Source organism: Glutamicibacter protophormiae (assembly GCF_014647495.1).
GTDB lineage: Bacteria > Actinomycetota > Actinomycetes > Actinomycetales > Micrococcaceae > Glutamicibacter > Glutamicibacter protophormiae.
The window spans coordinates 52,368-75,721 of the sequence record NZ_BMPH01000014.1 but is presented as its reverse complement, the minus strand read 5'-3'; the positions used below and the strand labels follow the sequence as shown (position 1 = coordinate 75,721).

Here is a 23,354-nt window from a genome sequence, read left to right as displayed (position 1 = left end):
ATATGACACTGCGCGCCCATGTTATTGGCTCCGGCCCCAATGGCCTGACAGCCGCTGCCATCCTTGCCGAAAACGGAATCGAAGTGGATGTCTACGAACGGAACAAGGAGATCGGGGGTGCCGCCGCCAGCACCCGGGCATTTGACGGTGAGGCGTTGATCGATCTGGGAGCCGCGGCACACCCGTTTGCCTATGGCAGTATGGCGTTTCGGCACTTGGACCTGCGAAGCCACGGATTGAGTTGGGATTTCCACGACATGCCGCTGGCGCATCCGCTCAATAACGCACCGAGCGTGTTCCTGCACCAAACGCTCGCCGCAACCACCGCCCAATTCGCCGAGGATCGGAAAATCTGGACGGCTCTGCATGGCCCGTTCGTCAAGCGTGCTCAACAATTGCTGGATAACGTGACCGGCCCGCTGTTGCGCGTGCCGCCGAATCCGGTGCTGATGGCACGCTTCGGTCTGCGTTCGCTACCTCCGACTTCCGTCATGGCCTCCAGCATCTTACGCAGCCGCCAGGCCCGGGCGCTCTTCTCCGGAACCAGTGCGCACTCCATGCTTCCCCAGTCCCATCCATTCACCTCGGGGTTCGGGATCATCTTCGGGTCGCTGGGCTCAAGTTGGGGCTGGCCCGTAGCACATGGCGGCACCGGATCGATTGTCCAAGCACTGGGCCGTGCCGCTCAATCCCGCTCGGTACGCATCCATACCGGTCATGAGGTTAAGAACCTCGGTGAGCTTCCGTCCGCGGACATCACGATCCTGGATCTGACACCGCGACAGATCCTGTCGATCGCGCCCGACAGGTTGCCTGCGCGTTATGCCCGGCAATTGTCCCGCTGGCGATACGGAACCGCTGTCTACAAAGTCGACTATCTGCTGGACGGACCGATTCCGTGGACCGATGAGCGCACGCAACAAGCCTGCACGGTGCATGTTGGCGGCGATGCACCCGACATTGCCTGGGCAGAGGGCGAGGTCAACCGGGGGCGCATGCCGGATAAGCCGTTTGTGATGGTTGTCCAGCCCTCCAGCGCGGATGCCACCCGCGCTCCTGAAGGCAAGCACGTCGTCTGGTCGTACGCACACGTGCCCAATGGTTATGCGGGCCGTGCTGGTGCTCTTATCGACGCGCAGATCGAACGTTTCGCCCCGGGATTTGGCGACCGCGTCCTATCTCGCCGCGAGAGCAGCCCGGCGGATCTGGAACGTTGGAACCCGAACCTTATCGGCGGCGATATCGGGGGAGGCTCGCTGCGCGGACTGCAGCAGTTCCTGCGTCCGACCGTCTCTCTTAATCCATATCGTCTGGCCCCGGATGGCCTGTATATTTGTTCCTCGTCCACGCCGCCAGGAGGCGGCGTCCACGGCATGGGCGGTTGGCATGCCGCTCTCGCGGCGCTTCAGGATCGTGGCATCCACCCGGCAGTTGCTGGATAGCCAGTGCTTCACTCCTTGGCCGGGACCCTGTCCAAGTGTTCCGGGATCGACTCCACAGGGATCACAACCACGTCATAAGCTTGCCAGTCGAGCTCTTCCAACTCGGCACAAATGCCAGCGACTTGCTTGACGTCGACTTTGTCCGAACGCGGAACGACGAAAACCTCGATGTGCTGGACCTGGCCGAGTTCGCGGGCTCGGACTGCTGCCTCTCTAACCCAGTCAATACGGGCTAGATGCTCCTCGATTCGCAACACAAGCGGATGCGGATCGGTGCTGTCAAGAGCGGAAGCTCGGCTGTCCAGGAGGTCTGAGGTTGCCGACCGAGTGCTGTCCCAGCCATCTTTGAGAATGCCAATCGAGATGACCAGTGCGGCAACGGAGTCCAACCACCAAATCCCAAGACCGATTCCGGCGACGCCCACAATCGAGGCCGCATTGGTCTGCCAATCGGCCTTGGCCATCTTTGAATCCGCGTAGAGCAGCTTATTGTGCAGCGGTTCGGCGACCTTGATCTTCAGCCGACCGAGGATCACAGCCGGGACAACAATAACCGTCATCACCAGGATCATCGGCCATCCCTGCCAAATTGTCTGGCCGAACAGGTTGACCGTCCCGATAGTGGGATGTTCCGCTTTCACCAATGCGGACATTGATTCGAAGGCCAACATGGCGCCCACCACAAGCAGCGCCACTCCGGCGACGAGATGACCTGCCCCCATGGAGCGATGATAGCCGTATGGATGTCTTGGCTTACGGGTCTTGCGCGTCCAGCGCAACGCTATGAGGAAGGCAAGCTGAGGAAGCACCGAGAGCATGTCCTCAATCCACGCCGTCCTCATGGCTTGGGAATTTCCAACAACTAAGGCGACCAATGCGATGGTGCAGGCTGCATATCCGATGCTGATCCACTCCAGCTTGGCGGCACGGCGCATCAGTTGCTTTTGTTCATGGGGCAAATGGGTTCCCGGTGAACTAGTCATGGCTTCTCCTGAGTCCGGTCGAGAAAGCGTTCCACTTCGAAAAGAAAAGCGTTCTCGCCCGGCGGTACCAGCATCACGATTTTGCTTTCCTGGCCGTCGGCGTCGATCTGCGTCGTGTACGGCCGTGTCATCCCCACTTTTTCGGACCATGGAGTCTTGGAACTAATCCCTCCGGCTACTAGGTCCAGATCCCCGTCCTCCAAAGCTGCGACGAGTTGTTCCTCACCCGCGACCGTCCATTCCACCTCGGCATCCAGACTTTCGGCAAAATCCTTGATGACTTGAATTTCACTGCCCTGCAATTCCTCGTCCGCAACCTCTACGAAGTTCGCATTCGGGGTCACTCCTACACTGATCGTCCCCGATCGGACTTCCTGGAGCGTTCCCTCGGGATCCACGGGAAATTGCGCAACGCAGCCTGACAACAGGGGCAGCACGGCCATCCCCAGTAGGAGTCGTTGCAATGTTGGTGACTTAGCCCGCGCCACTTTATCTCTTTCCTTCCTCGTCAAGGGACGAGCCTACGGTGATGGGGTCACTGTAGGACGGAAAGCCAGACAGTTCATGCCCGACGTGGATATTAGAGGAAATATTCAGAATCCTCGATCGAAGCGCGAGGACTGGGCTCACTCTGGATTTTCCCTGAAACATCTGGATGCCATGAAACTGGTATGGAATGGTGGAGGCAAGACCGCTCTCATCCAGGGACCAGACCTCACTTCGAAGCACCCGCTTCCCCGTAGCCATCTTGAGAAAGGAAAGAGCATGAGCGCCAATCACTTCCAAATTCTGGCCAACAGCGAGGCCTGGGTCGTGACTCTCAGTGGGAAGCATCTGGCAACTTGCCGCTCCCGAGCCGAAGCCTATGACATTGCCTGCAAAAGAGCAGAGGAACTCGGTTCGGGCGAAATCTTCGTCCATGACGCTACCGGGGAGCTCGAATTCCATGAGAACGTCAATACTCCACGGCGCGAAACCCGATAGCTGGGGGTGATGCTCGGCCGGCTCTGTCTGGCACGCGTCGCTGCCTCGCCAGTTTGCCCAACCACACGTCGGAACGGGCCGGTGCTCTCCAGGCTGCTGAAGATGCCAGCGCGTAAATCATCCGAAATGAGGTCGTACCGCGGAGAATACCGTCATAACGTGGGGTTATGAAGGAGCAATACCTGAACGTAGATTTCATGACCCCGCTGTTAGGTGTTGGCTTGGCCGCCGTGCTGCTGGTCGGAGGCGTTCCGCTGCTGCTGCACGGTTGGTACCGTAAGAAGAAGTTCGAGCGACTGGCCGATGGCTACCAGACCTACAAGTTGCGCTCTTCCATCCGCACCGAAGTCATCGCGGGCGGGTTGACGCTGTCGCTGATGGCGGTGCTGGGATTTTTTGCGGTGCTCGGGTATACCTCCTCGGCACGGAATCTGCAGGCGAACATCGTGCAGCTCTATAACCCGGCGAAGCTGGAGCTCGGCTCCTTCAACGGCTCGTGGATGAGCGTGGACATCACTCTGGATGACGGAACCAGCTTCAGCAATGCGCAGGTGGAGATCCGCGACGGAAACGAGCCATTCATCGAGGATGTCTGGTACCACTACCATCCGAAGCCCCAGGGATAACGCCGTCAAAGGCCTCGGGCGCCGGATCTTGCGATCCGGCGCCCGAGAACGGCAACCTAGCCCTTGATGACCTGCGGCTGGGCCAGGGACTTCAGGCCGTCTAGGCCGAACTCCAGGCCGTAGCCGGACTGCTTCGCGCCGCCGAACGGGATGCGCGGATCGATGGTGCCGTGCGAATTGATCCACACGGTGCCGGCCTGCAGCTGGGCCGCGACGTCCAGAGCCTTGGCACGGTCCGAGCCCCAGACCGAGGCGCCCAGACCGACCTCCAGCGCATTGGCGTGCTTGATCGCCTCGGCGCTGTCCTTCACCTTGATGATCGGCAGGGCCGGGCCGAACTGCTCTTCAGTGACCAGGCGGTTGGACGGGTCGATGTCGCTGATCAACGTGGTCGGGTAGAAGTAGCCGGCGGTCGACTCGTCCGGGTTGGCGCCGAGCAGGACGTTGGCGCCGGAAGCGACGGCGTCGGAGACCAGGTCCGCGACGATGTCGTACTGCGCCTTGTTCTGTAGCGGGCCGAGCACATTGTTCTCGTCCAGGCCCACGCCCATCGGCATGGCCTTGGCGACCTCGGTCAGCTCGGTGCAGACCTCGTCGTAGATGGATTCCGGCACGTACAGGCGCTTGAGCGCTGCGCAGGTCTGGCCGGTGTTGATGAACGCGCCCCAGAACAGGTCCTGGGCGATGGCCTTCGGGTCGGCGTCTTCCATGACCACGCCGGCGTCGTTGCCGCCCAGTTCCAGGGTCAGCCGCTTCACGGTGTCGGCCGAGGAACGGATGATGGCCTTGCCGGTGCGGGTGGAGCCGGTGAACATGATCTTGTCGATGTCCGGGTGAGCGGAGAGATTCTCGCCGACCTCGCGGCCGCCGGCCACCACATGCAGCACGTCGGCCGGCAGGACCTCGTTGAGGATGTGGCCCAGGGCGATGACCGACAGCGGGGTGTACTCGCTGGGCTTCATCACCACGGTGTTGCCCATGCGCAGCGACGGCGCCAGCTGCCAGATGGAGATCATCATCGGCCAGTTCCACGGGCCGATGGCGCCGACCACGCCCAGGGCGCGGTAGTGCTTGGCGGCGTAGGTTTCGCCGTCGTCCACCACGACCTCCGGGTCCACGTCGTAGGCGGTCGCGGCGCGCAGCCAGGCGGCAGCTCCCCCGACCTCGAAGCGGGCGTTCGGGCCGTTCAGCGGCTTGCCCTGCTCGCGGGAGAGCAGTTCGGCCAGGGCCTCGGCGTTGGCCTCGATGTTGTCCGCGGCGGCGTTCAGCAGGCGCTTGCGCTCCTCGTGTCCCAGTGCGTCCCAGGCCGGCTGGGCCGCGCGGGCCGCGGCAACCGCGGCGTCCAGGTCGGCGACGGACTTCTCCTCGACGCGGCCGACAATCTGGCCGGTGGCCGGATCGAGGACTTCGGTGCCTCCGGTTGCGGGCTGGATTGCCGCCAGCAGTTCCTGGGCATTTGCGTAGGCCATTGACTTGGCTCCTTATTGCGTGGGTGTTGCGGGTGTACTTAGTGGACGGAAAGGTGTTCGGGCTCGGCGTCGGTGTCGACGGTGCGGGTGCGGACCGCAGAGGTCACCAGGAATCCGATGATGCCCGGCACGATGACCACGGCCATCAAGATGTATCCCAGCATGCCCGGTTCCTCCATGCCGAGCAAGACGTCGAAGTTGACGATGATCTGGATGAAGATGAAGACCAGTGCCAGGCCGGACAGCAGCGGGGCGATGACCCGGGTGAGCAGCGAATCCTTGGTGCGGTGCTTGGCGAAGTAGCCCATGATCGCGAACGAGGTCAGCGCCATGAGCAGCACCAGGCCGAAGGCAGCGGAGTTGGTCAGCCAGGTGAACATGGTGAACACGATGAACATCGGGTCCTGCCCGGTGGAGATGACCGCGAAGACCGCGATCACGATGAGCGCCAGCAGCGACTGGGCCAGCGAGCCGGCGACCGGGGCCTGGGTGCGTCGGGAGGTTCCGGCCAGGATGGACGGCAGCGCGCCGCCGCGTCCCATGGCGTAGAAGTAGCGGGCCACCACGTTGTGGAAGGCCAGCAGCGCGGCGAACAGGCTGGTGATGAACAGCAGGTTGGCCAGGTCGACGAACCAGGCCGGGGCGTGCGTGGCGAAGAAGACGAAGATCAGGTCGGGACCGAATTCTGCGGTGGCCCCCAGCACGTTGGAGGCGCCTTCGCCCACGGAGATCGCGAAGGCGGAGAAGGCGTAGAAGCAGGCGATCACGATCACGGCGATGATCGTGGCGACCCGGGCGGTGCGCTTGGGGTCCTTGACCTCTTCGTTGTAGATGGTGCCGGATTCGAAGCCCATGAAGGCAGCGATGGTGAAGGCCATGACCGCGCCCATGCCCGGGGCGATCGCATCGGAGATGTCGAAGGCGGCGCCCGGGGCGGGAGCCTCCGGGGAAACAACGAAGGCCATCACGTTGTAGATGATGACCACCAGGAATTCGGCGGCCACCACGATGCCCAGCACCTTGACGGAGAAGTCCACGCGGTTCACGCCCAGCAGCCCGACCAGGACCCAGGCCACCAGCGCAGTGGCCCACCACGGGATCGCGGTGCCCATCATGGAATTGGCGAAAGACGAAGCGGCGAAACCGAACATGCCGTAGATGCCGATCTGCATCAGATTGTAGCTGACCACCGCGACCATGGCCGAGCCGACGCCCCAGGCACGGCCCAGGCCCTGGGCGATGTAGGCGTAGAAGGCGCCGGCGTTGGGAATGTGGCGGCTCATGGCGGTGTAGCCGATGCTGAAGACCAGCAGGATGGCGCCGACCACCAGGAAGGACAGCGGCACGGACTGCATGCCGGTGACAGCGTAGTTGGTGGTGACGCCGCCGGCGACGGCGGTGAGCGGTGCGCTGGCCGCGATGATCATGACGACCAGGGCGGGGACGCCCAGTTTGCGTTGTTCAAGTCCCATTGGATCCCCCATTGCGAGTAAGTACCTCTAGGATCCCCCGGCGTGGCGTGGATCACCTTGGCATTGCGTGCAGGTGTCTTGCACTTGAGCGCAGGTTCCGGGCGTCCTAGGCCGCAGCCTGCTGCTGGCGGTAGCGTCCCGGGGTGAGGGCGAATTCGCGGGAGAACATGCGGCTGAAGCCGGCCGCGTCCGGGATGCCCACACGGGCGCCGATCCGCTGCACCGAGACGTCGCCCAGCAGCGGGTCGCGCAGCAGCGCGCTGGCCTGCTGCATGCGGCGGTGCCGGATCAGTGCCGCGACGGTGCGCGGCTCGTGCTCGAACAGGGCATGCAGCGAACGGACGGAGATGAAGTGCGCGGCGGCGATGCGGGCCGGATCCAGTTCCGGCTCATCCAGGTGTGCGTCGATGTAGGCGGTGATGCGCTGGCGCTGCGCGGACTTCGAATCAGCCTGGTTCTCCCCGCCCAGTGCCCCGGCCAGCGCGGTGGCGATCAGGTCCACGGTGTTGCGGGCCAGCGAATAACCCCCGAATTGGTCCCAGGTGGAGAGGTTGTTACCCAGATGGCGCAGCAGCGGAGTGACGGTCCCGGCCAGCGGGTGCTCGTCCTTGAGCGCCACCGCGGTGATCTGCGCGACCTGTTGCGGCGAGAGCCGGAACTGGTCGTGCGGCACCAGCGCCACGACCACGGAGGCGGGCTTCTCGAAGGCCAGGGCGTAGGGACGCTGGGTATCGTAGATGGCCAGGTCGCCCGGGGAAAGCACGGTTTCGCGGCCGTCCTGGACAAGCAGTCCGTGCCCGTCGAGCTGGTAGGAAACCTTGTAGTAGTCCCCGTCGCCGCTGGTGCTCAGGTCTTCGGTGCGCAGCACGGCATGAGGCTTGGCGGTGATGCGCATCAGGCCGATGTCGCCGAGCATGTTGGCCCCGAGTGTGGCGGCGAAGTGGCCGCGGGAGACCTGCTCGCTGCGCAGCTGCACAAAGGCGTCGGAGATCAGCGCCGACCATGCGGAAAACGAGTCAACGTGCTGCACCTGATACATCTGCGCCCCCTGTGCCCTGCGCCCGCAACTGTGCCGGGCGACACGTTTGAGGGTAGCCCAGAAACGCCGAAAAGTCACGATTTTTCTGCATACGTAGACGAAAAATCAGCGGGGCTCGGCCAGCCGCTGCAACCCCGCCAAGTGGTGTTCCAGCTGCTCAAGCAGCGATTGCACGGTGTTGGCCTGCTCGTCGAGCACGCTGCCGGCCTGCGCGCCCATCAGGAAGTTGATCAGCGCATCGCGCGCCGCACCGGCCTCCGAATGCCCGGGGCCCAGCAGCTGTTCCAGCCAGCCGTCCAGCCCGTCGCGCCAGCCCTGCATGGTCTGCGCATTGGCCTCGGCGAGCGCCGGGTCCCCCAGCGCCAGATGCCAGTAGTGCACCGCGACCCGGGCCTCGTCCCGGCGCAGCTCATCCAGCGGCAGCACCTCGTGGGCGAAGGCCTCGACGGCGGCCAGGCCTTCGAGCTGGCCGGCGTTGCGCTCGATGCGCGCATTCGTGGCCTCGGCGACATAGGCGAAGGTGGCCGCGAGGATCGCGTCCTTGGTCGGGAAGTAGATCTTCAGCCCGCCGTTGGCGTAACCGGCCGCGGCGGCCAGATCGCGAAGATTGAGCTTCGCGATCCCCTCGCGCGCAATGAATCTCCACGTGACCTCCACGATCTCGCGGCGGCGCTGGTCATGGTCAACGATTTTCGGCATGGCTTAAGCCTAAGCGAAGAGACGTGTTTCACAGCGGCGCTTGCGTCCTGCGTCACAGAGCCGTATTCTCTACACCCAGAGAACAAAAAATGTTGTGGATCACATCCCGTCACCGAAGGGCTCCAGCATCATGACTGAAACCACCGCCGTCAATACCGACTTCACGCTGCTTTCCGAGCAGGAGATCGCCACCGCCAAGCAGCTGCTGGTGGAGAACCAGCTGTTCACCGACAGCACCCGCATCGCCTACATGGGCCTCGAAGACCCGAGCGAGCAGAACGCCGACCGCCTGGTGCGCGTCATGCTCATGGACAAGGCGCGCAACGAGCCCAAGGACGTGGTGCTGGACCTGACCCGCGGCGAGGTCGCCTCGGTCATCGAGCTGGATCCGGCCGCCGTAGGCCAGCTTCCGGTGCTGGTCGAGGAATTCGAGATGGTTGAAGCCATCCTGGCCGAAGATGCCCAGTGGGCCGCCGCGCTGGAAAAGCGCGGCCTGGCAGTCGACCAGGTGCGCGTCGCTCCGCTGTCCGCCGGCGTGTTTGAATACCCGCAGGAGTCCGGCCGCCGCATCCTGCGCGGCCTGGCATTCCGCCAGGACTTCGCCGAGGACTCCGCCTGGGCCCACCCGATCGACGGCCTGGTGGTTTACATCGACACCATCGAGCAGAAGGTCGACCAGCTGCTGGACTTCGGCATCGTCGACGTGCCGGCGACCCACGGCAACTACACAGATCCGGAGCTGACCGGCCCGATCCGCACCACCCAGAAGCCGATCGAGATCACCCAGCCCGAGGGCGCCAGCTTCACCGTGACCGAGGGCAACCACGTCGAGTGGGAGAAGTGGTCGCTGGATATCGGCTTCGACATGCGCGAAGGCCTGGTGCTCTACAACATCGGCTTCGATGACAAGGGCGAGCGCCGCCGCATCCTGGACCGCGCCTCCATCGCGGAAATGGTGGTCCCCTACGGCGACCCCTCGCCGGTGCGCAGCTGGCAGAACTACTTCGACACCGGCGAGTACCTGGTCGGCCGCTTCGCCAACTCCCTGGAGCTGGGCTGCGACTGCCTGGGCGAGATCCACTACATCTCCCCGGTGATCACCGACGCGGACGGCAACGCGCAAACCATCACCAACGGCATCTGCATGCACGAGGAGGACTCCTCGATCCTGGCCAAGCACTCCGATGACTGGTCCGGCGTGAAGTACACCCGCCGCAACCGCCGCCTGGTGATCAGCTTCTTCACCACCGTGGGCAACTACGACTACGGCTTCTACTGGTACCTCTACCTGGACGGCACCATCGAGTTCGAGGCCAAGGCCACCGGCATCGTGTTCACCTCCGCGATGCGCGACGAGCGCTTCGCCTCCGAGATGGCTCCGGGCTTGGGCGCCCCATTCCACCAGCACCTGTTCGGCGCCCGCCTGGACTTCGCACTGGACGGCGGTCCGAGCCGGGTCATCGAGGAGGAAGCGGTGCGCCTGCCGATTAGCGAGGACAACCCGCGCGGCAACGCCTTCACCCGCAGCCAGACCGTGCTGGCCACCGAAAAGCAGGCGGTGCGCGACGCGAACCAGGCCGCCGGGCGCACCTGGGTGGTCACCAACCCGGAGAAGAAGAACTACCTGGGCAAGCCGGTGGGCTTCAAGCTGCTGCCCCAGGGCCTGCCGACCCTGCTGGCCGCCGAAGGCTCCTCGGTGCACCGGCGCGCCGAGTTCGCCTCCAAGGCGCTGTGGGTCACCCAGCGCGACGCCGCCCACCGCTACCCGACCGGCGACTTCGTGAACCAGAACCCGGGCGTGGACGGCATCGGCTCCTGGATCGAGGACGACAAGAGCATCGACGGGGAGAAGATCAGCCTATGGCACACCTTCGCGCTGACCCACTTCCCGCGCACCGAGGACTGGCCGATCATGCCGGTGGACACCGTGGGCTTCAAGATCCGCCCCGAAGGCTTCTTCGACCGCTCGCCGGTGCTGGACGTCCCGGAACCGGCCAAGCACGGCTGCTGCGCCACCACCACCGAAGCCGATGGCTGCTGCGGTTCTAACGGCTAGCGCGGCCGCGCCGGCGGCGCCCGCCAGGGTTCCGTCCGGGCACCGCGTGCTGGGCTGGGCGGTGCTCGGCTCGGCCGCGGTGCATCTGGCGGTGCTGGCGCTCATCCCGCACTCGGCGCTCTGGACAGTTGTCCTGCTGGCCATGACCGCCTGGTGCCTGAAGTGCGCCTGGTGCGTACTGCGCGGCGGGAATGCGCTGGAGCTGCTGGGCATGTGCGCGGCCATGGGTGCGGCGCACATCGCCATGGTCGTCGGGATGCCCTGGTTCGCCGGCCATCATGGCGGGCACTCCGGGCACCCGAGCAGCCATGCGGTGCCGATGCTGCTGGTAGCGCTGATGGAGTTCGCGCTGATGTTCGCCTCGGCGCTGGTGGTCCGGCGCCACGGCTCCCGGTGATCCTTTCGGGCCTTGGCTGCATCCTAGACGGATGCAGCCAAGGCCCGAGTTTCGTTAACCTCGCAATCCATGCCGCCGGCCTCGCGGCAGGAAAGCAGCAGCGGCACCAGCTGATGCGGCTCCAATTCCCGAGGCCAATGCGCCAGCGAGCTCCCGAAGCGGGTTGCCGCCACGAACGAAGCGCGCTCGACCTCGCTGCCTGCCCCGTGTCCACCGGCATCCACGTGGCCGTGGTCGGTGGTCAGCACCAGATACCAGTCTTCATCGTGGTTCTCAATGCGATGTTCGATGGCCTGTTTGATCCGCGAGAGGTGGTTTTCCACCCGTCCCATCGCCGCCGCATACTGCTGGCTGTGGGGCCCATAGACATGCCCCTCGTCGTCGGCATCGCAGAAGTAGATGAAGGAGACATCCGGGCCCTTGGCCGCGAGCACCTCCACGGCGTGGTCGGCAATCACCGCGTCGACAACCTGGTAGCCGTAGGTTTCGCCGTCGCGGGAAATCACCGTGTGGTGGCCCGAACGCTGCTGCTCGCGGCGCTGCCAGATGACCGGTCCGGCGTCGGCCGGGTCGACCAACGGTGGCCAGCCGGCGGCGGCCAAGGTAGTGGTCGACTGATCGGCAAAGTAAGCCCGGCTGAGCAAATCCGGTCGGTGCAACAGCCGGTGGCCGACAAACCTGTTGTCTTGCACCGCGTGCTCGGCATGGGTACTGCCGGTCAGCAACGTGGACCAGCCGGGTCCGGACAGCGTGGGAACATCCATGCGCAGCGGCGTGAAAACTCCCTGACCAATGACGGCATCCAGGGTCGGCATGGCTCCGGTTCCCCGGGCCAGGTCGATGCGCAGACCGTCAATTCCGACAAGAACGATTTTCGGTTTCATGCAATGGGTCCTAGGTGTGAGAGCAGATGGGCGGGCGCGGCCGGGAGGGAATCCCTCGGCGTGGTGCTGGATGAGTCGATCAGCGCGGCGTCACGCCGCGGTGAGAGGGCCACTCTCATTGCGGGGGAGAATTCGGCGGCTTCGTGGGAGGGCAGATCCACGCGCAGGCAACGTCCTTGAAGCGCCACCATGACGCTGGTCAGGGGGCCGCGCAGCATCATCGATTCGACGATTCCAAGACCGTCGCCCTGCCTCGTCAATCGCAGATCTTCTGGTCTGATCAGCGCTTCCAGCCCGGAGGCGGCGGCCGGGGCCGAATCGGGGTTCGAGATCTTCAGCAGTTTACCCAGTACCGACACCCCTCCGGTCGTAGCGGTGGCCGGGATACGGTTGACCGCCCCGACAAATTCGGAAATGAACGCGGTATGCGGGGCCGAGTAGATCTGCTCCGGGGTTCCGAGTTGTTCGATCTGGCCACCGAGCATCACGCCGACCCGGTCCGCGATGGTCAGTGCTTCCTCCTGGTCGTGGGTTACCAGCAGCGTAGTGGTTCCGGCCTGGACCTGGATCCGTTTGATCTCTTCGCGCAGATGCACCCGCACTTGGGCGTCCAGCGCGGACAACGGCTCGTCGAGCAGCAGCACCCGCGGTTCGATGGCAAGTGCCCGAGCCAGCGCGACGCGTTGCTGTTGTCCTCCGGAGAGCTGGCCCGGAAACTTTGCCGCGTGCTCGCTTAGCCCGACCATTTCCAGCAGTTCTGTGGCACGGCGAGTCCGCACGGACTTCGAGGAGCCTGCGATGCGCAGCCCGTAGGCCACGTTCTCCGCCGCACTCATGTGTGGAAAGAGGCTGTATGACTGGAAGACGAGACCGATCCCTCGTCCGCGAACCGGTGCGCTGGTCATATCCACACCACCGATGCTGACGGTTCCCGTGTCGGGAGTTTCCAACCCGGCGAGCACTCGCAACGTGGTGGTTTTGCCGCAGCCCGAGGGACCGAGCAGAGCCAGCAGTTCCCCGGGAGCAAGCGTGAGATCCAGGTTGTCCAGAACTCTTTTGCCCCCATAGCTTTTCGTAATCCCGTGCAGGGCGACTTCGGCAGAATCCCGGTTCATCGGGGTCCTCCTTTCGAGGTTGTTTTCGGTGCGCTGTCCCTGGAGAGCAAGGCCAGCAACAGCCATGTAACGAGGATGGTGATAAAGGACAGTGCCGCCGCGGCGCGAGGCTGGTTCATGCCCACCTGCACCATGAACACCGGGAAAGTGGAGTGCAGCAGCAGGGCCGCGACGGCGTATTCGCCCAGCACCATAGCGCAGGACAGCAGCGATGCACCCAGCAAGGATCCGCGCAGATTTGGCAGAACGACCTGCCACAGTGTCTGCCATGGTTTCGCGCCCAGGCTTTCGCTGGCGGCCCACAAGGTCCGCAAATCAATGGAGCGGATTCCGGCATCGAGACTTCGATACACCAGCGGCAGGGTCAGCACCATGTAGAAGGGCACCAGCGAGTAGAGACTGACCATGAAGCCAGGGGCGGCCTGCCGGAAGAACAAGTTGGCTCCGGCAACCAACGCGATGGCCGGGACAACATAGGGAATGACCGACAGCCATTCGGTGAAGCGCAACAAGTTCGGCGCTTTCAGGTGCAGGAACAGCAACGTCGGAACCAACAGCACCAACGATCCTATGGTGCTGAGCACCGCCAACTTGGCGGTGTTCATCAGCTGGGTCGCAATGTCCGTTCCAGCCAACGCATCGCGCAGCGGCTCGAAGCTGATTCCCTGGCCCGGAAGGGTGAAACCGAACGCCGCCGAGGCCACCAACGGCAGAAAGAACAGGACCAGAGCCAAGCCGATGATTGCAGTGCGAACAACATCTCCACCTGCAACTTGCGTGCGGGCCTTCACGCCATCGGAGACCAACGGGAGTTTTTCTATCGCAGCCATCTGTTGGCTTTCCTTTCCGCCAAGCTTCGCAAACCCATGGCCGCGACGACAACAACAACCATGCCGGTCACCAGCGCGGCGGCGAAGCTTTCATCGTTCATGACGTCCCCGGAGATGAAGAAGCCGATCAGGATCGGCACGAGGTTCACTCGTCCCCCGGCCAGCGCGTAAGCGGTGGCGTAGGCACCGAAGGAGTTGGCAAAGAGCAACAACAGCGACCCGGCAATCGACGGCCACATGATCGGCAGCGCAATATCCAGCAGGTAGCGGAGGCGGCTGGCGCCCAGTGAATTGGCTGCTTCCTGCCACTGCTTCTTCAGTGCGCCGAAGGCGGGCAGCATCAAGATCGCCATAAGCGGGATTTGGAAGTACAGGTAGACCAGCGCCAAGCCGCTGAACGAGGCCAGCTGGATGTCCTGGCTCAGGTCCCAACCTGTCAGGCCGAGGATTGCCTGAGTGGCGAAACCCTGGACGCCGAGGGTGGCGATGAAGGCGAAGGCCAGCGCCACACCGCCCATCTGGGAAGCCACCGCAGAGAATGACAGCACCAGATTCTGCAGCCAAGCAGGCTTGCGGCCCGTGGCCAAGGCCCAGGCGAGCAACAGTCCCAGAACCCCGCCCACCGCGGCGGTAAGCAACGAGAGGTTAAAGGTCTGGATGAATGCGTCCAGGTATTGAGGCTCCAACAGCTGAGCCATTGCCGAGAAGGAAAAGGCGCCATTTACCCAGAAACTCGTGACGACATTCGCTGCAATTGGAAGGATCAGGAAGAGCGCTAGGAACATAAGCAGCGGAAGTGCGCCAACCCATCCGGGCAAGCCGCGCTGCCTCAGCCCGCGCCAGGAGACGCGCTGCAGCGTGCTGTTCAGGGTCACTGCGAGGCGACCTTCTGGGCCCACTGGTCGACGATCAGCTGGCTAGCCGTTTCGCCCTGTTCAACGGTGGGAAATTCGATCTCGGAGATCACCCCGGCGTCCGGAAGCATGGACAAGGCTTCGTCGGAGAGTTTTCCGGCTTCCTTCAGCTCAAGGTAGCGGGCAGGGATACCGCCGCCCAGTGCGAAGAGCTCGGAGCCCTCGTCGCTGGTCAGCCAGTCGGCCCATAGGCGGGCGCTGTTCGGGTGAGGCGAGTCCGCAACCACCGGCTGGGCGTAGTAGTTGCCGAAAACACCGTCTTCGAAGGTTGTGGTCTCCAATGTGATGCCGGACTTCTCCAGCTCCTTCTCCATGCCCAGGAAATTATAGTTCCAGTCGAAGACCACGGCGGCCTGTCCGGTGCTCAGTGCGGACACCGGTGAAGTAATGGAGACAAGATTGCCGGATTTTGCAAGCTTTTCAAAGAAGTCGATGCCCGGCTGGATATTGTCAACGCTGCCCCCGTTGGCCAGTGCCGCGGCGAAGACCGCCGCGATCGAGGAGGCCCCCTTGCGGGGATCGCCAGGCAGTGCGATCTTGCCCTTGTATTTGGGATCAAGAAGGTCGTTCCAAGACTTCGGTGCCTCAACGACGTTGGTATTGGTTCCTACCTGCACGACGCCGTAGTAGGCGCCAACCCACATGCCATCCGGGTCCTTGAGGTTGTCGGGTATCGACTCGAAATTACTCGGCTTGTAGGCGGTGATCAGGCCCTCTGCTTCGGCCTTGCCGGTGAAGGAATACCCGATGTCGATGACATCGGGTTGGCTCTTCTGGCCCTTGAGGTTCTTAACGGCCGTCAGCTCATCGGCGCTGGAAGCGTTCGGGGTGTCTACCGGGGTCGCGATGCCGTACTTCTCGGTGAAGGTTGAGAACTGGCTGCCGTAGTTGGCCCAGTCCTCCGGAACTGCGATCAGCTGGACTGTCCCCTCGCTCTTGGCCAGCTCGGTGATCTGCTCCAAGCTGCTGCCAACTGTGGTCTCGGCCGATGCTGACTGGCCGCACGCGGAAAGCGAAGCGCCGAGTGTGGCGATGACCGCTGCCCCTGCGACGGACCGAAGAACTGTGCATCGCGAGGCAGAGAAGAGTCCTCGTGACTCCGGGTTCAGTGACTTGCTCATAGCGAAATTACTCTCCATGTGAGTGAACGGGGCCGGTTGGCCCGCTGGCACATCCAAAGCTATTCACGTGACGTTTCCACTTAACGACTTGAAAGTAACCACAACATGAACAGTGGTCTAGACCTTTAAGGGTCCATGAGCTACCCGCTACTCGGCGCGACCGGAAACCACGATTTTCAGGCGATCCGTTCGGATCAGATCACGCGAGTACTCCACAGGCCTTCCGTCCCGGGCGAGCCCGGTGCGCTTGACCCCGAGAACCGCACTGGCCGCGCGGATTTCCAGCAGCTCAGCATCCTGCACGGAAATGATGACCGGGTTGAGCTCCTCAACAGAGGAAAACGGGGAAAGCTCGTAATCCCTTCGCATCAGGCCGTAGAGTGAGCCGTCGAGGTTTTTCTCCAAGAAGCCAGGAAACAGGTCCGCTGGCAGGAAACTATCCTCCAGCACCACGGGAGTTGAGGCGGCAAATCGGAGGCGATGGATTCGATGCACCGGCGCCTTGTCCGGCAGCTGTAGAGCCTCGGTCACCGAGGGGTCCGCGCTCACGGTTTCCGCAGTCAAGACGCGTGAGGATGCGCTGTGCACGCTCCGCAAGAGCTGCTTGCTCAGCCCCATGAGATTGGAGATATCCACCGGCACCCGGGCCTCGGCCACGAACGACCCGCCCCTAGCGCCAACCGCACGGACAATCGCCCCTTCCTGGAGCAGCGAATCCAGCGCCTGGCGTAGCGTCATGCGACTTACGCCAAGCTCCTGGGCGAAACCGCGTTCGGCGGGAAGCCTGAACCCGGGCGAAAGGTGCTCTGCTGCAATCAGCGACGACAGCCACTCACTGATCGACTGATGGGCCGGCCTTCCCTGGTCGAGCACCAATCCCCTGGCAGCTTCGAGAAGTTCATCGGCTTCGATGGCGTTTACTCCTTCATGCGTGATGATTTACCGCGTGTTAATGCAGAGTCCGGATTCGATACGCCCGACGTCATTCTCCCAGACATCTCGGACGCATAGCGTGATCGCGACATGCTTCAGAGGTCTAGACCCTTCGGGGTGCCCCCACAGTATCAAGGATGGATTAATTTTATGCACAGCACCCTAACACCGGCCGCCGAAACCTTGGAAGAATTGGACGGCATCCTCTTTGATTTCAACGGAACCCTCTCCGATGACGAATCACTGCTGCGGGAACTGTTCATCGAGCTGGCCGCCACCTTCTTCGGGGTCCATCTCACCCCCGAGGACTACCACCAGAAGCTGGCGGGACGCAGCGACCGGGAGATCATGGGAGACATTCTGACGCTAGCCCCAGAGGCGACCCAAACACATCCGATCGAATCATTTTTCCCCGTCATCGATGCCATGTACGCAACTGCCATCAAACACGCCAATACGATCAGCTCGGAGACTGTTGAACTGCTCCATGTCCTGCACGCGAACGGACTGAAGCTCGGCGTAGTTACCGGAGCTAGCCGCAACCAAGTCATTCCTGCCTTGGAACGCGCCGGCATTCTGGGGTTGTTCGGCATCGTGGTCACGGATGAGGATGTCGAGACCGGCAAGCCGTCGCCGGAAGGATTCGAGTTTGCAGCCCGGAAACTTGGATTACAAAATCCATCGCGAATCGCGGCCTTCGAGGATTCAATTCCCGGGCTGAGCGCGGTTAAAGCTGCTGGCATGATTCCCATTTGCGTCGAAGGAACGCATCCGTTGAACGTGCTCCAGCAGCATGCAGACCTCATTGTTTCAAAGATCAGCACCAACTGCCTTCGACTACCCCTAGGCTGACGCCGGCGACTGGACCGGGCATGTTGCGGACCCAAGGGTGCTTCACCAGCCATGCAATGCCTCTGGCACCCACCGCATCCTAAACCTGCATACTACGAACTCCCTCAAAGTCTCAATAGTCACAAACCGACCAGTTGGTCGGATTTGGGTTGACACCGTCTCCGGAGAACGCTTGAATATGTAATGAATCACATTCTATTCGTGGTCTTGTCGCTGAGAAGAGGGATATTCTTGACTGCCCCATGGCAATCTCCCGAGATCACCCGCGCTCAATTCGATGCAAAACCCCATGGTCCCCTGGTCGTACCGCTGCCCCGCGCCACGCGCCGCACCTGAACCCGCGAACTTCACCGACCACCTACCTTCAGACCAAGGACCACCCATGGCTATCACCAACCTCATTTCCTTCGACCGCCACGAGGCCCAGGCCTCGCGAGCGCACATCGCCGCCTCGCTGGCCGGAGCCAAGCACACCAGCTACTGGCTGGATACCGACCGGCGGCCGGCGCCCAAGAGCGCCTTGCACGACGGCATCGACACGGACCTGCTGGTGGTGGGCGGCGGCTACACCGGGCTGTGGACCGCACTGCAGGCCAAGGAACGCGACCCGCAGCGCGAGGTCGTGCTGCTCGAAGGCCAGCGCATCGGCTGGGCCGCCTCGGGACGCAACGGCGGCTTCTGCGAGGCCTCGCTGGTGCACGGCGAGACCAACGGCGAGAACCACCTGCCCAAGGAAAACGCGCTGCTGGCGCGGCTCGGCGCGCAGAACCTGGACGAGCTGCAGGAAACCGTTGAACGCTACAACATGGACGTGGATTTCACCCGCGACGGAGTACTGAACGTGGCCACCGAGGCCCACCAGATCGAATGGGTACGCGGGGAAGCAGACGCCGAGGGCGTCGAGGTCCTGGATGCCGAGGGAACCCGCGCGGTCATCAACTCCCCCGGTTTCCTGGCCGGCGCCTGGGACAAGGAGAGCTCCGCGCTGGTCCATCCTGCCAAGCTCGCCTGGGAGCTGGCCCGCGTCTGCACCGAGCTGGGGGTGAAGATCTACGAGCACACCCAGGTCGCCGAGCTGGTGGAAGACGGCGCCACCATGCGCGCACTGACGGCCGACGGGCAGGTCACCGCCAAGCATGTCGCGCTGGCCACCAATGTCTTCCCCTCGCTGCTCAAGCGCCACCGGGCCCATGTCATCCCGGTGTACGACTACGCGCTGATGACGCAGCCGCTGACCGAGCAGCAGCGCGCGGCGATCGGCTGGGATCCGATGGTAGGCCTGGCGGACATGAACAACCGCTTCCACTACGCCCGGCCGACCATCGACGAACAGGGCGGCTTCCGGATCCTGTACGGCGGCTACGACGCGGTCTACCACTTCGGCGGCAAGGTGCGCTCCAGCTACGACACCAACCAGGAAACCTTCGACAAGCTCGCCGCGCACTTCTTCGGCAGCTTCCCGGAGTTGAGCGACGTGAAGTTCTCCCACGCCTGGGGCGGGGCGATCGACACCTGCTCGCGTTTCTTCTCCTTCTTCGACCTCACCCACGGCGGCAAGGTCGCCTACTGCGCAGGCTTCACCGGCCTGGGTGTGGGGGCCACCCGATTCGGCGGCAAGGTCATGCTGGATCTGCTCTCCGGTGCCACAACCCAGCTGACCGAGCTGGAACTGGTGCGCACCAAGCCGATCCCGTTCCCGCCGGAACCTGCAGCCTGGGTCGGCGTGAAGTTGATGACCAGCCACCTGGTGAAAGCCGACCGCAACGAGGGCAAGCGCTCCGCCTTCCTGAAACTCATGGACAAGATCGGCATGGGCTTCGACTCCTAGCCCGTCGCCAGCAACTACCACCAAGGAACTTCCCACATGCCTACCTTTGAATTCACCGACGGCCACCAGTTCATCAACGGCTCATTCGTGCGCGGCGAGGGGCCGGTGCTCACCCGCAGCAACCCCGCCACCGGGCAGAAGCTGATCGACGTGGACACCGCCACCGCCGACCAGGTCGACCAGGCCGTGCAGGCCGCCGCGGCCGCGTTCGCCACCTGGTCCAAGCTCACCCCCGGTGAGCGCTCCGACCACCTGCTGGCCCTGGCCCGCGAGCTGGAACGCAAGGCGCAGCTGCTGGCCGAGGTGGAAACCGCCCAGACCGGCAAGACCATCCGCATGTCCACCCAGTTCGACGTGCCCGGCTCGATCGACAATGTGAACTTCTTTGCCGGCGCCGCCCGCAACCTGCAGGGACTGGCCGCCGGGGACTACGCCGGCAACACCACCTCGATGGTGCGCCGCGAGGCCATCGGCGTGATCGGCTCGATCAGCCCGTGGAACTACCCGCTGCAGATGGCCGCATGGAAGGTGCTGCCGGCGATCGCCGCGGGCAACACCATCGTGCTCAAGCCCAGCGAACTGACCCCGGGCACCACTCTGCTGTTCGCGCAGGCCGCCAAGGACGCCGGGCTGCCCGACGGCGTCATCAACGTCGTGGTCGGCGGGGGCCAGGAGGTCGGCGAGCCGCTGGTGCGCCATCGGCTGGTGAAGATGACGTCGTTCACCGGGTCCACCGCGGTGGGCCTGAAGATCATGGCCATGGCCGCCGAAAGCGGCAAGCGCGTGCACCTGGAACTGGGCGGCAAGGCCCCGTTCGTGGTCTTCGAGGACGCGGACATCGAAGCCGCGGCGCACGGAGCGGTGGCCGGCTCGACGATCAACGCCGGACAGGACTGCACCGCCGCCACCCGCGCCTACGTGCATTCCTCGGTATTCGAGAAGTTCACCACCCGCGTGGCGGAACTGATGAACGCCATGGTGGTCGGCGATCCGACCGACGAGGACACCGACATGGGCGCGCTGATCAGCGAGCAGCATGCCGACAAGGTCGCCGCCATGGTGCAGCGCGCGGTCGCCGCCGGGGCCACCGCCCTGGCCGGCGGTGTGCGCGTAGAGCGTCCGGGCAACTTCTACCGTCCGACCCTGCTGGTCGGCGCGGCCCAGGATTCCCAGATCGTGCAGGACGAAGTGTTCGGCCCGGTGCTGGTGGCGCTGCCGTTCGACACGGACGACCAGGCCATCGAGCTGGCCAACGACACCCCGTACGGCCTGGCCGCCAGCGCCTGGACCAAGGACGTGAACCGGGCCATGCGCGCCAGCGCCGAAATCCAGGCCGGCTGCGTGTGGATCAACGAGCACATCATCATCGTCTCGGACATGCCGCATGGCGGCTACAAGGCCTCGGGCATGGGCAAGGACATGAGCCAGTACTCCTTCGACGAGTACACGAACGTCAAGCACGTGCTCATCGCCCATGACACCGCGGCCCACCGCGAATGGCAGGACACGGTGTTCAAGCAGCGCTAGGCTGCTGCCCGCGGCGCCGCGGTGTCAGACACTGCGCAACAGCTGGTCCAGTTTCTTTGTCGCGGCCCCCGGTTCGGTGGTCGCGAAGAAATACTGGGCCAGCTGTTTTTGCCGTCCGGAAACCCCGGAAGCGGCCAGCGCGGCGACGCGGTCGGCCAGCCCATTGGCGTGGCCGAGCAGTTGGTCCGCAGGCAAGCCCTGGCGCAACTTGCAGTCCCGCTCCCCCGCCAGCAGCAGCGGCACGTTCAGCGCCACCGCGTCATAGGACATGGCCGAGATGTCGCAGATCGCCACGTCGGCCCAGACCAGCGACTGGCCCGCGTCGGCGGTGGGGTCGATCAGCGCGGTGTAGTTCGACTTCAGCGCGGCAATGGATTTGCGGGCTTCGGCGGAGACGTCCCCGGTCTTGGGGTGCGGGCGGAAGCGGACTTCAAAGCGGTCGTCGGCCTGCAGCTGGGCGAGGATCCGCTCTCCCAGTGTGGTGATGGAGGAATAGGCCATGGCCTGGGAGTCGCCCTCCCAGGTCGGCGCGTAGAGCACCCGGATCTTGCTGCTCCGCTCGTTGGGCACCAGTGCATCGAGCTGCGGGCGGCCGATCTGCACCAGGTGGGCGAGGTCGAAGCGCGGGATGGCTTCCCGGATGCGCTCGACCGCGGCCGGGCCGGCCACGCAGGCGTAGTCGTAGGCCTTGAGCTGGTTGGAGACCATGGAGGCCTTTTCGCTCTCGCCGTGGTTCAGGTGGATGTGCGCGGGGCCGTTGAATCGCAGCATGGTGAAGTTGCGCTGCGAGTTGTTCACATAGCAGACCGCCTTGGTGCCCATGGCGGCCAGCTGCTTTTCGATCTGCTCCATGGAGCGGCTGAACAGCAGCGGCAGGCTGGTCGATTCCAGCGCCTGCCGGGCGCTGAGCGCGTCCATCAGCACAACTCCGACGTCCAGCCCCCGGCCGGCCAGCCGCTCGAAGGTCTCCAGCCAGGTGTCCAGCTGGTAGATCTGGCCCGGTCCTTCGGCGAAGAACAGGACCACCTCCGCCTTCTCCAGGCCACGGGAAGCGTCGGCAATCTGGGCCCGCACCGAGCGTTCGGCCAGAAGGGATTTTGCTTTGCCAGCGGCTTGATTGAAGGGTGTTGGAATCAACGGCATGCATCAAGTCTACGTAAGCGCTAGCCCTTCAGCGCGGAGGCGAGGGAATTGATGTTCCCGCGCATCCATTCCAGGTAGCTCGAACCGTCGGTGATCGTCTCGGTCAGTTCCACCACGGGAACCCCGGCGTCCCGCGCATCCGAGGCCAGGGCCTTGGTCTCGGCGCCTTCGGTCTGCACGTTGTAGACCATCATGTCCACGCCCTTGCCGGACAGCAGGTCCTCGGCGCTCTTGAGGGTCAGCGGGGCGATCCCCTCGCCTTCCTCGATGGCTTCGCTCAGGCCGGCGGGGGTCTTGTTGACCATGCCGGCGTCCTCCAGGAGGTGGAAGGGCACCGGTTCGGTCATCAGGTAGCTCTTGCCTTCCAGCCCGGCGGCGGCCAGCTCGCCGCTCAGCTGCTTGATGCCCGTGTCGAAGGCCCGGGCGTTCTCGGTATAGGCGGCGGCGTTGGCCGCGTCCTGCTTGCCCAGCTCGGCGGCGAGGGCATCGGCCAGCGCGCTCATCGATTCCAGGTCGTACCAGACATGCTCGTTGTACTCGGCGTGCTCGTGCCCATGGCCCTCCTCGCCGGCGTGGTCGTGGTCGTCGGCATGGTCGTGGCCCTCGGCTTCGCCCTCGTGGCCTGCGGCTTCCTCGGCTGCGACCGGGGAGGAATCGACCACGTGCATCAGCGAGACTTTCTCGCGCTGTTCCTGGGGCAGCGACTGGACCAGCGTGTCCATGAACGCGTCGTATCCCCCGCCATTGGCGAGTACGACGCTGGCTTGGGAGACGGCGAGCTTGTCGCGGGCCGTCGGCTCGTAGGAGTGCGGGTCCTGCGCCGTGGAGGTGATGATCTCGCTGACTTCTGCATGCTCGCCGGCTACCGCCTGGGCGATCTGGGCGTAGACATTCGTGGTGGCCACGATGCTCACACCCGAGTCTTCCGGCGTACCCTGCGCATCGGCAGAGCATCCGGAGAGCAGCAGGCCTGCGACGGGGACAAGGGCAAGTGAGGCGAGGATTGAGCGGTTATTCACGAGGAAACTTTCTAGTTCAGG

General features: G+C 63.9%; 22 protein-coding genes. 8 read left to right on the top strand and 14 right to left on the bottom strand.

The window, feature by feature from the left end; all coding sequences use genetic code 11:
* The first annotated feature begins 2 nt into the window (after positions 1-2).
* The gene (locus IEY43_RS15200; RefSeq protein ID WP_188949414.1) at positions 3-1,442 is read left to right on the top strand and encodes a phytoene desaturase family protein; all 1,440 of its coding nucleotides are present in this window, start codon (positions 3-5) and stop codon (positions 1,440-1,442) included.
* Between the two features lie 8 nt (positions 1,443-1,450).
* Here IEY43_RS15200 and IEY43_RS15195 read toward each other — a convergent pair whose 3' ends face one another.
* Both IEY43_RS15195 and IEY43_RS15190 read right to left on the bottom strand, forming a co-directional pair.
* Positions 1,451-2,425 (bottom strand): cation diffusion facilitator family transporter, encoded by a 975-nt coding sequence (locus tag IEY43_RS15195; RefSeq protein WP_188949413.1) that lies wholly within the window; start codon positions 2,423-2,425, stop codon positions 1,451-1,453.
* Positions 2,422-2,937, bottom strand: a complete 516-nt coding sequence (locus tag IEY43_RS15190) for a transporter substrate-binding domain-containing protein (protein WP_229777438.1) — start codon at positions 2,935-2,937, stop codon at positions 2,422-2,424. The genes IEY43_RS15195 and IEY43_RS15190 overlap by 4 nt, the downstream gene beginning before the upstream one ends.
* A gap of 253 nt (positions 2,938-3,190) precedes the next feature.
* Here IEY43_RS15190 and IEY43_RS15185 point away from each other — a divergent pair, with 253 nt between their 5' ends.
* Positions 3,191-3,409 (top strand): DUF2188 domain-containing protein, encoded by a 219-nt coding sequence (locus tag IEY43_RS15185; RefSeq protein WP_188949412.1) that lies wholly within the window; start codon positions 3,191-3,193, stop codon positions 3,407-3,409.
* A gap of 167 nt (positions 3,410-3,576) precedes the next feature.
* Positions 3,577-4,035, top strand: coding sequence for a hypothetical protein (locus IEY43_RS15180; RefSeq protein ID WP_188949411.1), 459 nt, complete (start codon positions 3,577-3,579; stop codon positions 4,033-4,035).
* A gap of 56 nt (positions 4,036-4,091) precedes the next feature.
* Here IEY43_RS15180 and IEY43_RS15175 read toward each other — a convergent pair whose 3' ends face one another.
* From IEY43_RS15175 to IEY43_RS15160, 4 genes are all read right to left on the bottom strand, one after another.
* Positions 4,092-5,504 (bottom strand): aldehyde dehydrogenase family protein, encoded by a 1,413-nt coding sequence (locus IEY43_RS15175; RefSeq protein WP_188949410.1) that lies wholly within the window; start codon positions 5,502-5,504, stop codon positions 4,092-4,094.
* 38 nt (positions 5,505-5,542) lie between these two features.
* Positions 5,543-6,976 (bottom strand): APC family permease, encoded by a 1,434-nt coding sequence (locus IEY43_RS15170; RefSeq protein WP_188949409.1) that lies wholly within the window; start codon positions 6,974-6,976, stop codon positions 5,543-5,545.
* A gap of 106 nt (positions 6,977-7,082) precedes the next feature.
* A complete protein-coding gene (locus tag IEY43_RS15165) occupies positions 7,083-8,015 on the bottom strand; it encodes an AraC-like ligand-binding domain-containing protein (protein WP_188949408.1) in 933 nt (310 codons plus the stop codon).
* A 105-nt stretch (positions 8,016-8,120) separates the two neighbouring features.
* Complete coding sequence (locus IEY43_RS15160) at positions 8,121-8,714, bottom strand: TetR/AcrR family transcriptional regulator (RefSeq protein WP_188949407.1); 594 nt, start codon at positions 8,712-8,714, stop codon at positions 8,121-8,123.
* A gap of 130 nt (positions 8,715-8,844) precedes the next feature.
* On the opposite strand from IEY43_RS15160, the gene IEY43_RS15155 reads away from it, so the two are divergent.
* Together IEY43_RS15155 and IEY43_RS15150 are read left to right on the top strand one after the other, a co-directional pair.
* Positions 8,845-10,770 (top strand): primary-amine oxidase, encoded by a 1,926-nt coding sequence (locus tag IEY43_RS15155; protein WP_188949406.1) that lies wholly within the window; start codon positions 8,845-8,847, stop codon positions 10,768-10,770.
* On the top strand, positions 10,745-11,167 hold the full coding sequence (locus IEY43_RS15150) for a hypothetical protein (RefSeq protein WP_188949405.1): 423 nt from the start codon (positions 10,745-10,747) through the stop codon (positions 11,165-11,167). The genes IEY43_RS15155 and IEY43_RS15150 overlap by 26 nt, the downstream gene beginning before the upstream one ends.
* 23 nt (positions 11,168-11,190) lie before the next feature.
* On the opposite strand, the gene IEY43_RS15145 is transcribed toward IEY43_RS15150, so the two are convergent.
* The 6 genes from IEY43_RS15145 to IEY43_RS15120 form a co-directional block, all read right to left on the bottom strand.
* The gene (locus IEY43_RS15145; protein WP_188949404.1) at positions 11,191-12,051 is read right to left on the bottom strand and encodes an alkaline phosphatase family protein; all 861 of its coding nucleotides are present in this window, start codon (positions 12,049-12,051) and stop codon (positions 11,191-11,193) included.
* Positions 12,048-13,166, bottom strand: a complete 1,119-nt coding sequence (locus IEY43_RS15140; protein WP_188949403.1) for an ABC transporter ATP-binding protein — start codon at positions 13,164-13,166, stop codon at positions 12,048-12,050. Before IEY43_RS15140 ends, IEY43_RS15145 begins: the two co-directional genes overlap by 4 nt.
* Positions 13,163-13,996 (bottom strand): ABC transporter permease, encoded by an 834-nt coding sequence (locus IEY43_RS15135; RefSeq protein ID WP_188949402.1) that lies wholly within the window; start codon positions 13,994-13,996, stop codon positions 13,163-13,165. Before IEY43_RS15135 ends, IEY43_RS15140 begins: the two co-directional genes overlap by 4 nt.
* Positions 13,984-14,694, bottom strand: coding sequence for an ABC transporter permease (locus IEY43_RS15130; RefSeq protein ID WP_209550326.1), 711 nt, complete (start codon positions 14,692-14,694; stop codon positions 13,984-13,986). The genes IEY43_RS15135 and IEY43_RS15130 overlap by 13 nt, the downstream gene beginning before the upstream one ends.
* Positions 14,695-14,867: 173 nt before the next feature.
* Positions 14,868-15,872, bottom strand: coding sequence for an ABC transporter substrate-binding protein (locus tag IEY43_RS15125; protein WP_209550327.1), 1,005 nt, complete (start codon positions 15,870-15,872; stop codon positions 14,868-14,870).
* A 306-nt stretch (positions 15,873-16,178) separates the two neighbouring features.
* Entirely contained in the window at positions 16,179-16,904 is a 726-nt protein-coding gene (locus IEY43_RS15120) for a GntR family transcriptional regulator (protein ID WP_209550328.1), read from the bottom strand.
* A gap of 177 nt (positions 16,905-17,081) precedes the next feature.
* On the opposite strand from IEY43_RS15120, the gene IEY43_RS15115 reads away from it, so the two are divergent.
* The 3 genes from IEY43_RS15115 (at position 17,082) to IEY43_RS15105 (ending at position 21,171) form a co-directional block, all read left to right on the top strand.
* The gene (locus IEY43_RS15115; protein ID WP_188949399.1) at positions 17,082-17,816 is read left to right on the top strand and encodes an HAD family hydrolase; all 735 of its coding nucleotides are present in this window, start codon (positions 17,082-17,084) and stop codon (positions 17,814-17,816) included.
* Positions 17,817-18,198: 382 nt separating this feature from the next.
* Positions 18,199-19,644 (top strand): NAD(P)/FAD-dependent oxidoreductase, encoded by a 1,446-nt coding sequence (locus IEY43_RS15110; RefSeq protein ID WP_188949398.1) that lies wholly within the window; start codon positions 18,199-18,201, stop codon positions 19,642-19,644.
* Positions 19,645-19,680: 36 nt separating this feature from the next.
* Positions 19,681-21,171: an aminobutyraldehyde dehydrogenase gene (locus IEY43_RS15105; protein WP_188949397.1), complete on the top strand. Its 1,491-nt coding sequence runs from the start codon at positions 19,681-19,683 to the stop codon at positions 21,169-21,171.
* Positions 21,172-21,195: 24 nt separating this feature from the next.
* On the opposite strand, the gene IEY43_RS15100 is transcribed toward IEY43_RS15105, so the two are convergent.
* Positions 21,196-22,314: a CDP-glycerol glycerophosphotransferase family protein gene (locus tag IEY43_RS15100; protein ID WP_188949396.1), complete on the bottom strand. Its 1,119-nt coding sequence runs from the start codon at positions 22,312-22,314 to the stop codon at positions 21,196-21,198.
* Between the two features lie 20 nt (positions 22,315-22,334).
* Positions 22,335-23,333, bottom strand: a complete 999-nt coding sequence (locus tag IEY43_RS15095) for a metal ABC transporter solute-binding protein, Zn/Mn family (protein ID WP_188949395.1) — start codon at positions 23,331-23,333, stop codon at positions 22,335-22,337.
* Positions 23,334-23,354: the final 21 nt, after the last annotated feature.

What these genes read in the sequence shown, in the direction of transcription:
- IEY43_RS15140 (WP_188949403.1), bottom strand. Translation starts at nt 13,166, where the DNA reads ATGAACCGGGATTCTGCCGAAGTCGCCCTGCACGGGATTACGAAAAGC.
- IEY43_RS15175 (WP_188949410.1), bottom strand. Translation starts at nt 5,504, where the DNA reads ATGGCCTACGCAAATGCCCAGGAACTGCTGGCGGCAATCCAGCCCGCA.
- IEY43_RS15155 (WP_188949406.1), top strand. Translation starts at nt 8,845, where the DNA reads ATGACTGAAACCACCGCCGTCAATACCGACTTCACGCTGCTTTCCGAG.
- IEY43_RS15185 (WP_188949412.1), top strand. Translation starts at nt 3,191, where the DNA reads ATGAGCGCCAATCACTTCCAAATTCTGGCCAACAGCGAGGCCTGGGTC.
- IEY43_RS15160 (WP_188949407.1), bottom strand. Translation starts at nt 8,714, where the DNA reads ATGCCGAAAATCGTTGACCATGACCAGCGCCGCCGCGAGATCGTGGAG.
- IEY43_RS15180 (WP_188949411.1), top strand. Translation starts at nt 3,577, where the DNA reads ATGAAGGAGCAATACCTGAACGTAGATTTCATGACCCCGCTGTTAGGT.
- IEY43_RS15200 (WP_188949414.1), top strand. Translation starts at nt 3, where the DNA reads ATGACACTGCGCGCCCATGTTATTGGCTCCGGCCCCAATGGCCTGACA.
- IEY43_RS15170 (WP_188949409.1), bottom strand. Translation starts at nt 6,976, where the DNA reads ATGGGACTTGAACAACGCAAACTGGGCGTCCCCGCCCTGGTCGTCATG.
- IEY43_RS15135 (WP_188949402.1), bottom strand. Translation starts at nt 13,996, where the DNA reads ATGGCTGCGATAGAAAAACTCCCGTTGGTCTCCGATGGCGTGAAGGCC.
- IEY43_RS15165 (WP_188949408.1), bottom strand. Translation starts at nt 8,015, where the DNA reads ATGTATCAGGTGCAGCACGTTGACTCGTTTTCCGCATGGTCGGCGCTG.
- IEY43_RS15195 (WP_188949413.1), bottom strand. Translation starts at nt 2,425, where the DNA reads ATGACTAGTTCACCGGGAACCCATTTGCCCCATGAACAAAAGCAACTG.
- IEY43_RS15105 (WP_188949397.1), top strand. Translation starts at nt 19,681, where the DNA reads ATGCCTACCTTTGAATTCACCGACGGCCACCAGTTCATCAACGGCTCA.
- IEY43_RS15150 (WP_188949405.1), top strand. Translation starts at nt 10,745, where the DNA reads ATGGCTGCTGCGGTTCTAACGGCTAGCGCGGCCGCGCCGGCGGCGCCC.
- IEY43_RS15110 (WP_188949398.1), top strand. Translation starts at nt 18,199, where the DNA reads ATGGCTATCACCAACCTCATTTCCTTCGACCGCCACGAGGCCCAGGCC.
- IEY43_RS15130 (WP_209550326.1), bottom strand. Translation starts at nt 14,694, where the DNA reads ATGGCTCAGCTGTTGGAGCCTCAATACCTGGACGCATTCATCCAGACC.
- IEY43_RS15100 (WP_188949396.1), bottom strand. Translation starts at nt 22,314, where the DNA reads ATGCCGTTGATTCCAACACCCTTCAATCAAGCCGCTGGCAAAGCAAAA.
- IEY43_RS15145 (WP_188949404.1), bottom strand. Translation starts at nt 12,051, where the DNA reads ATGAAACCGAAAATCGTTCTTGTCGGAATTGACGGTCTGCGCATCGAC.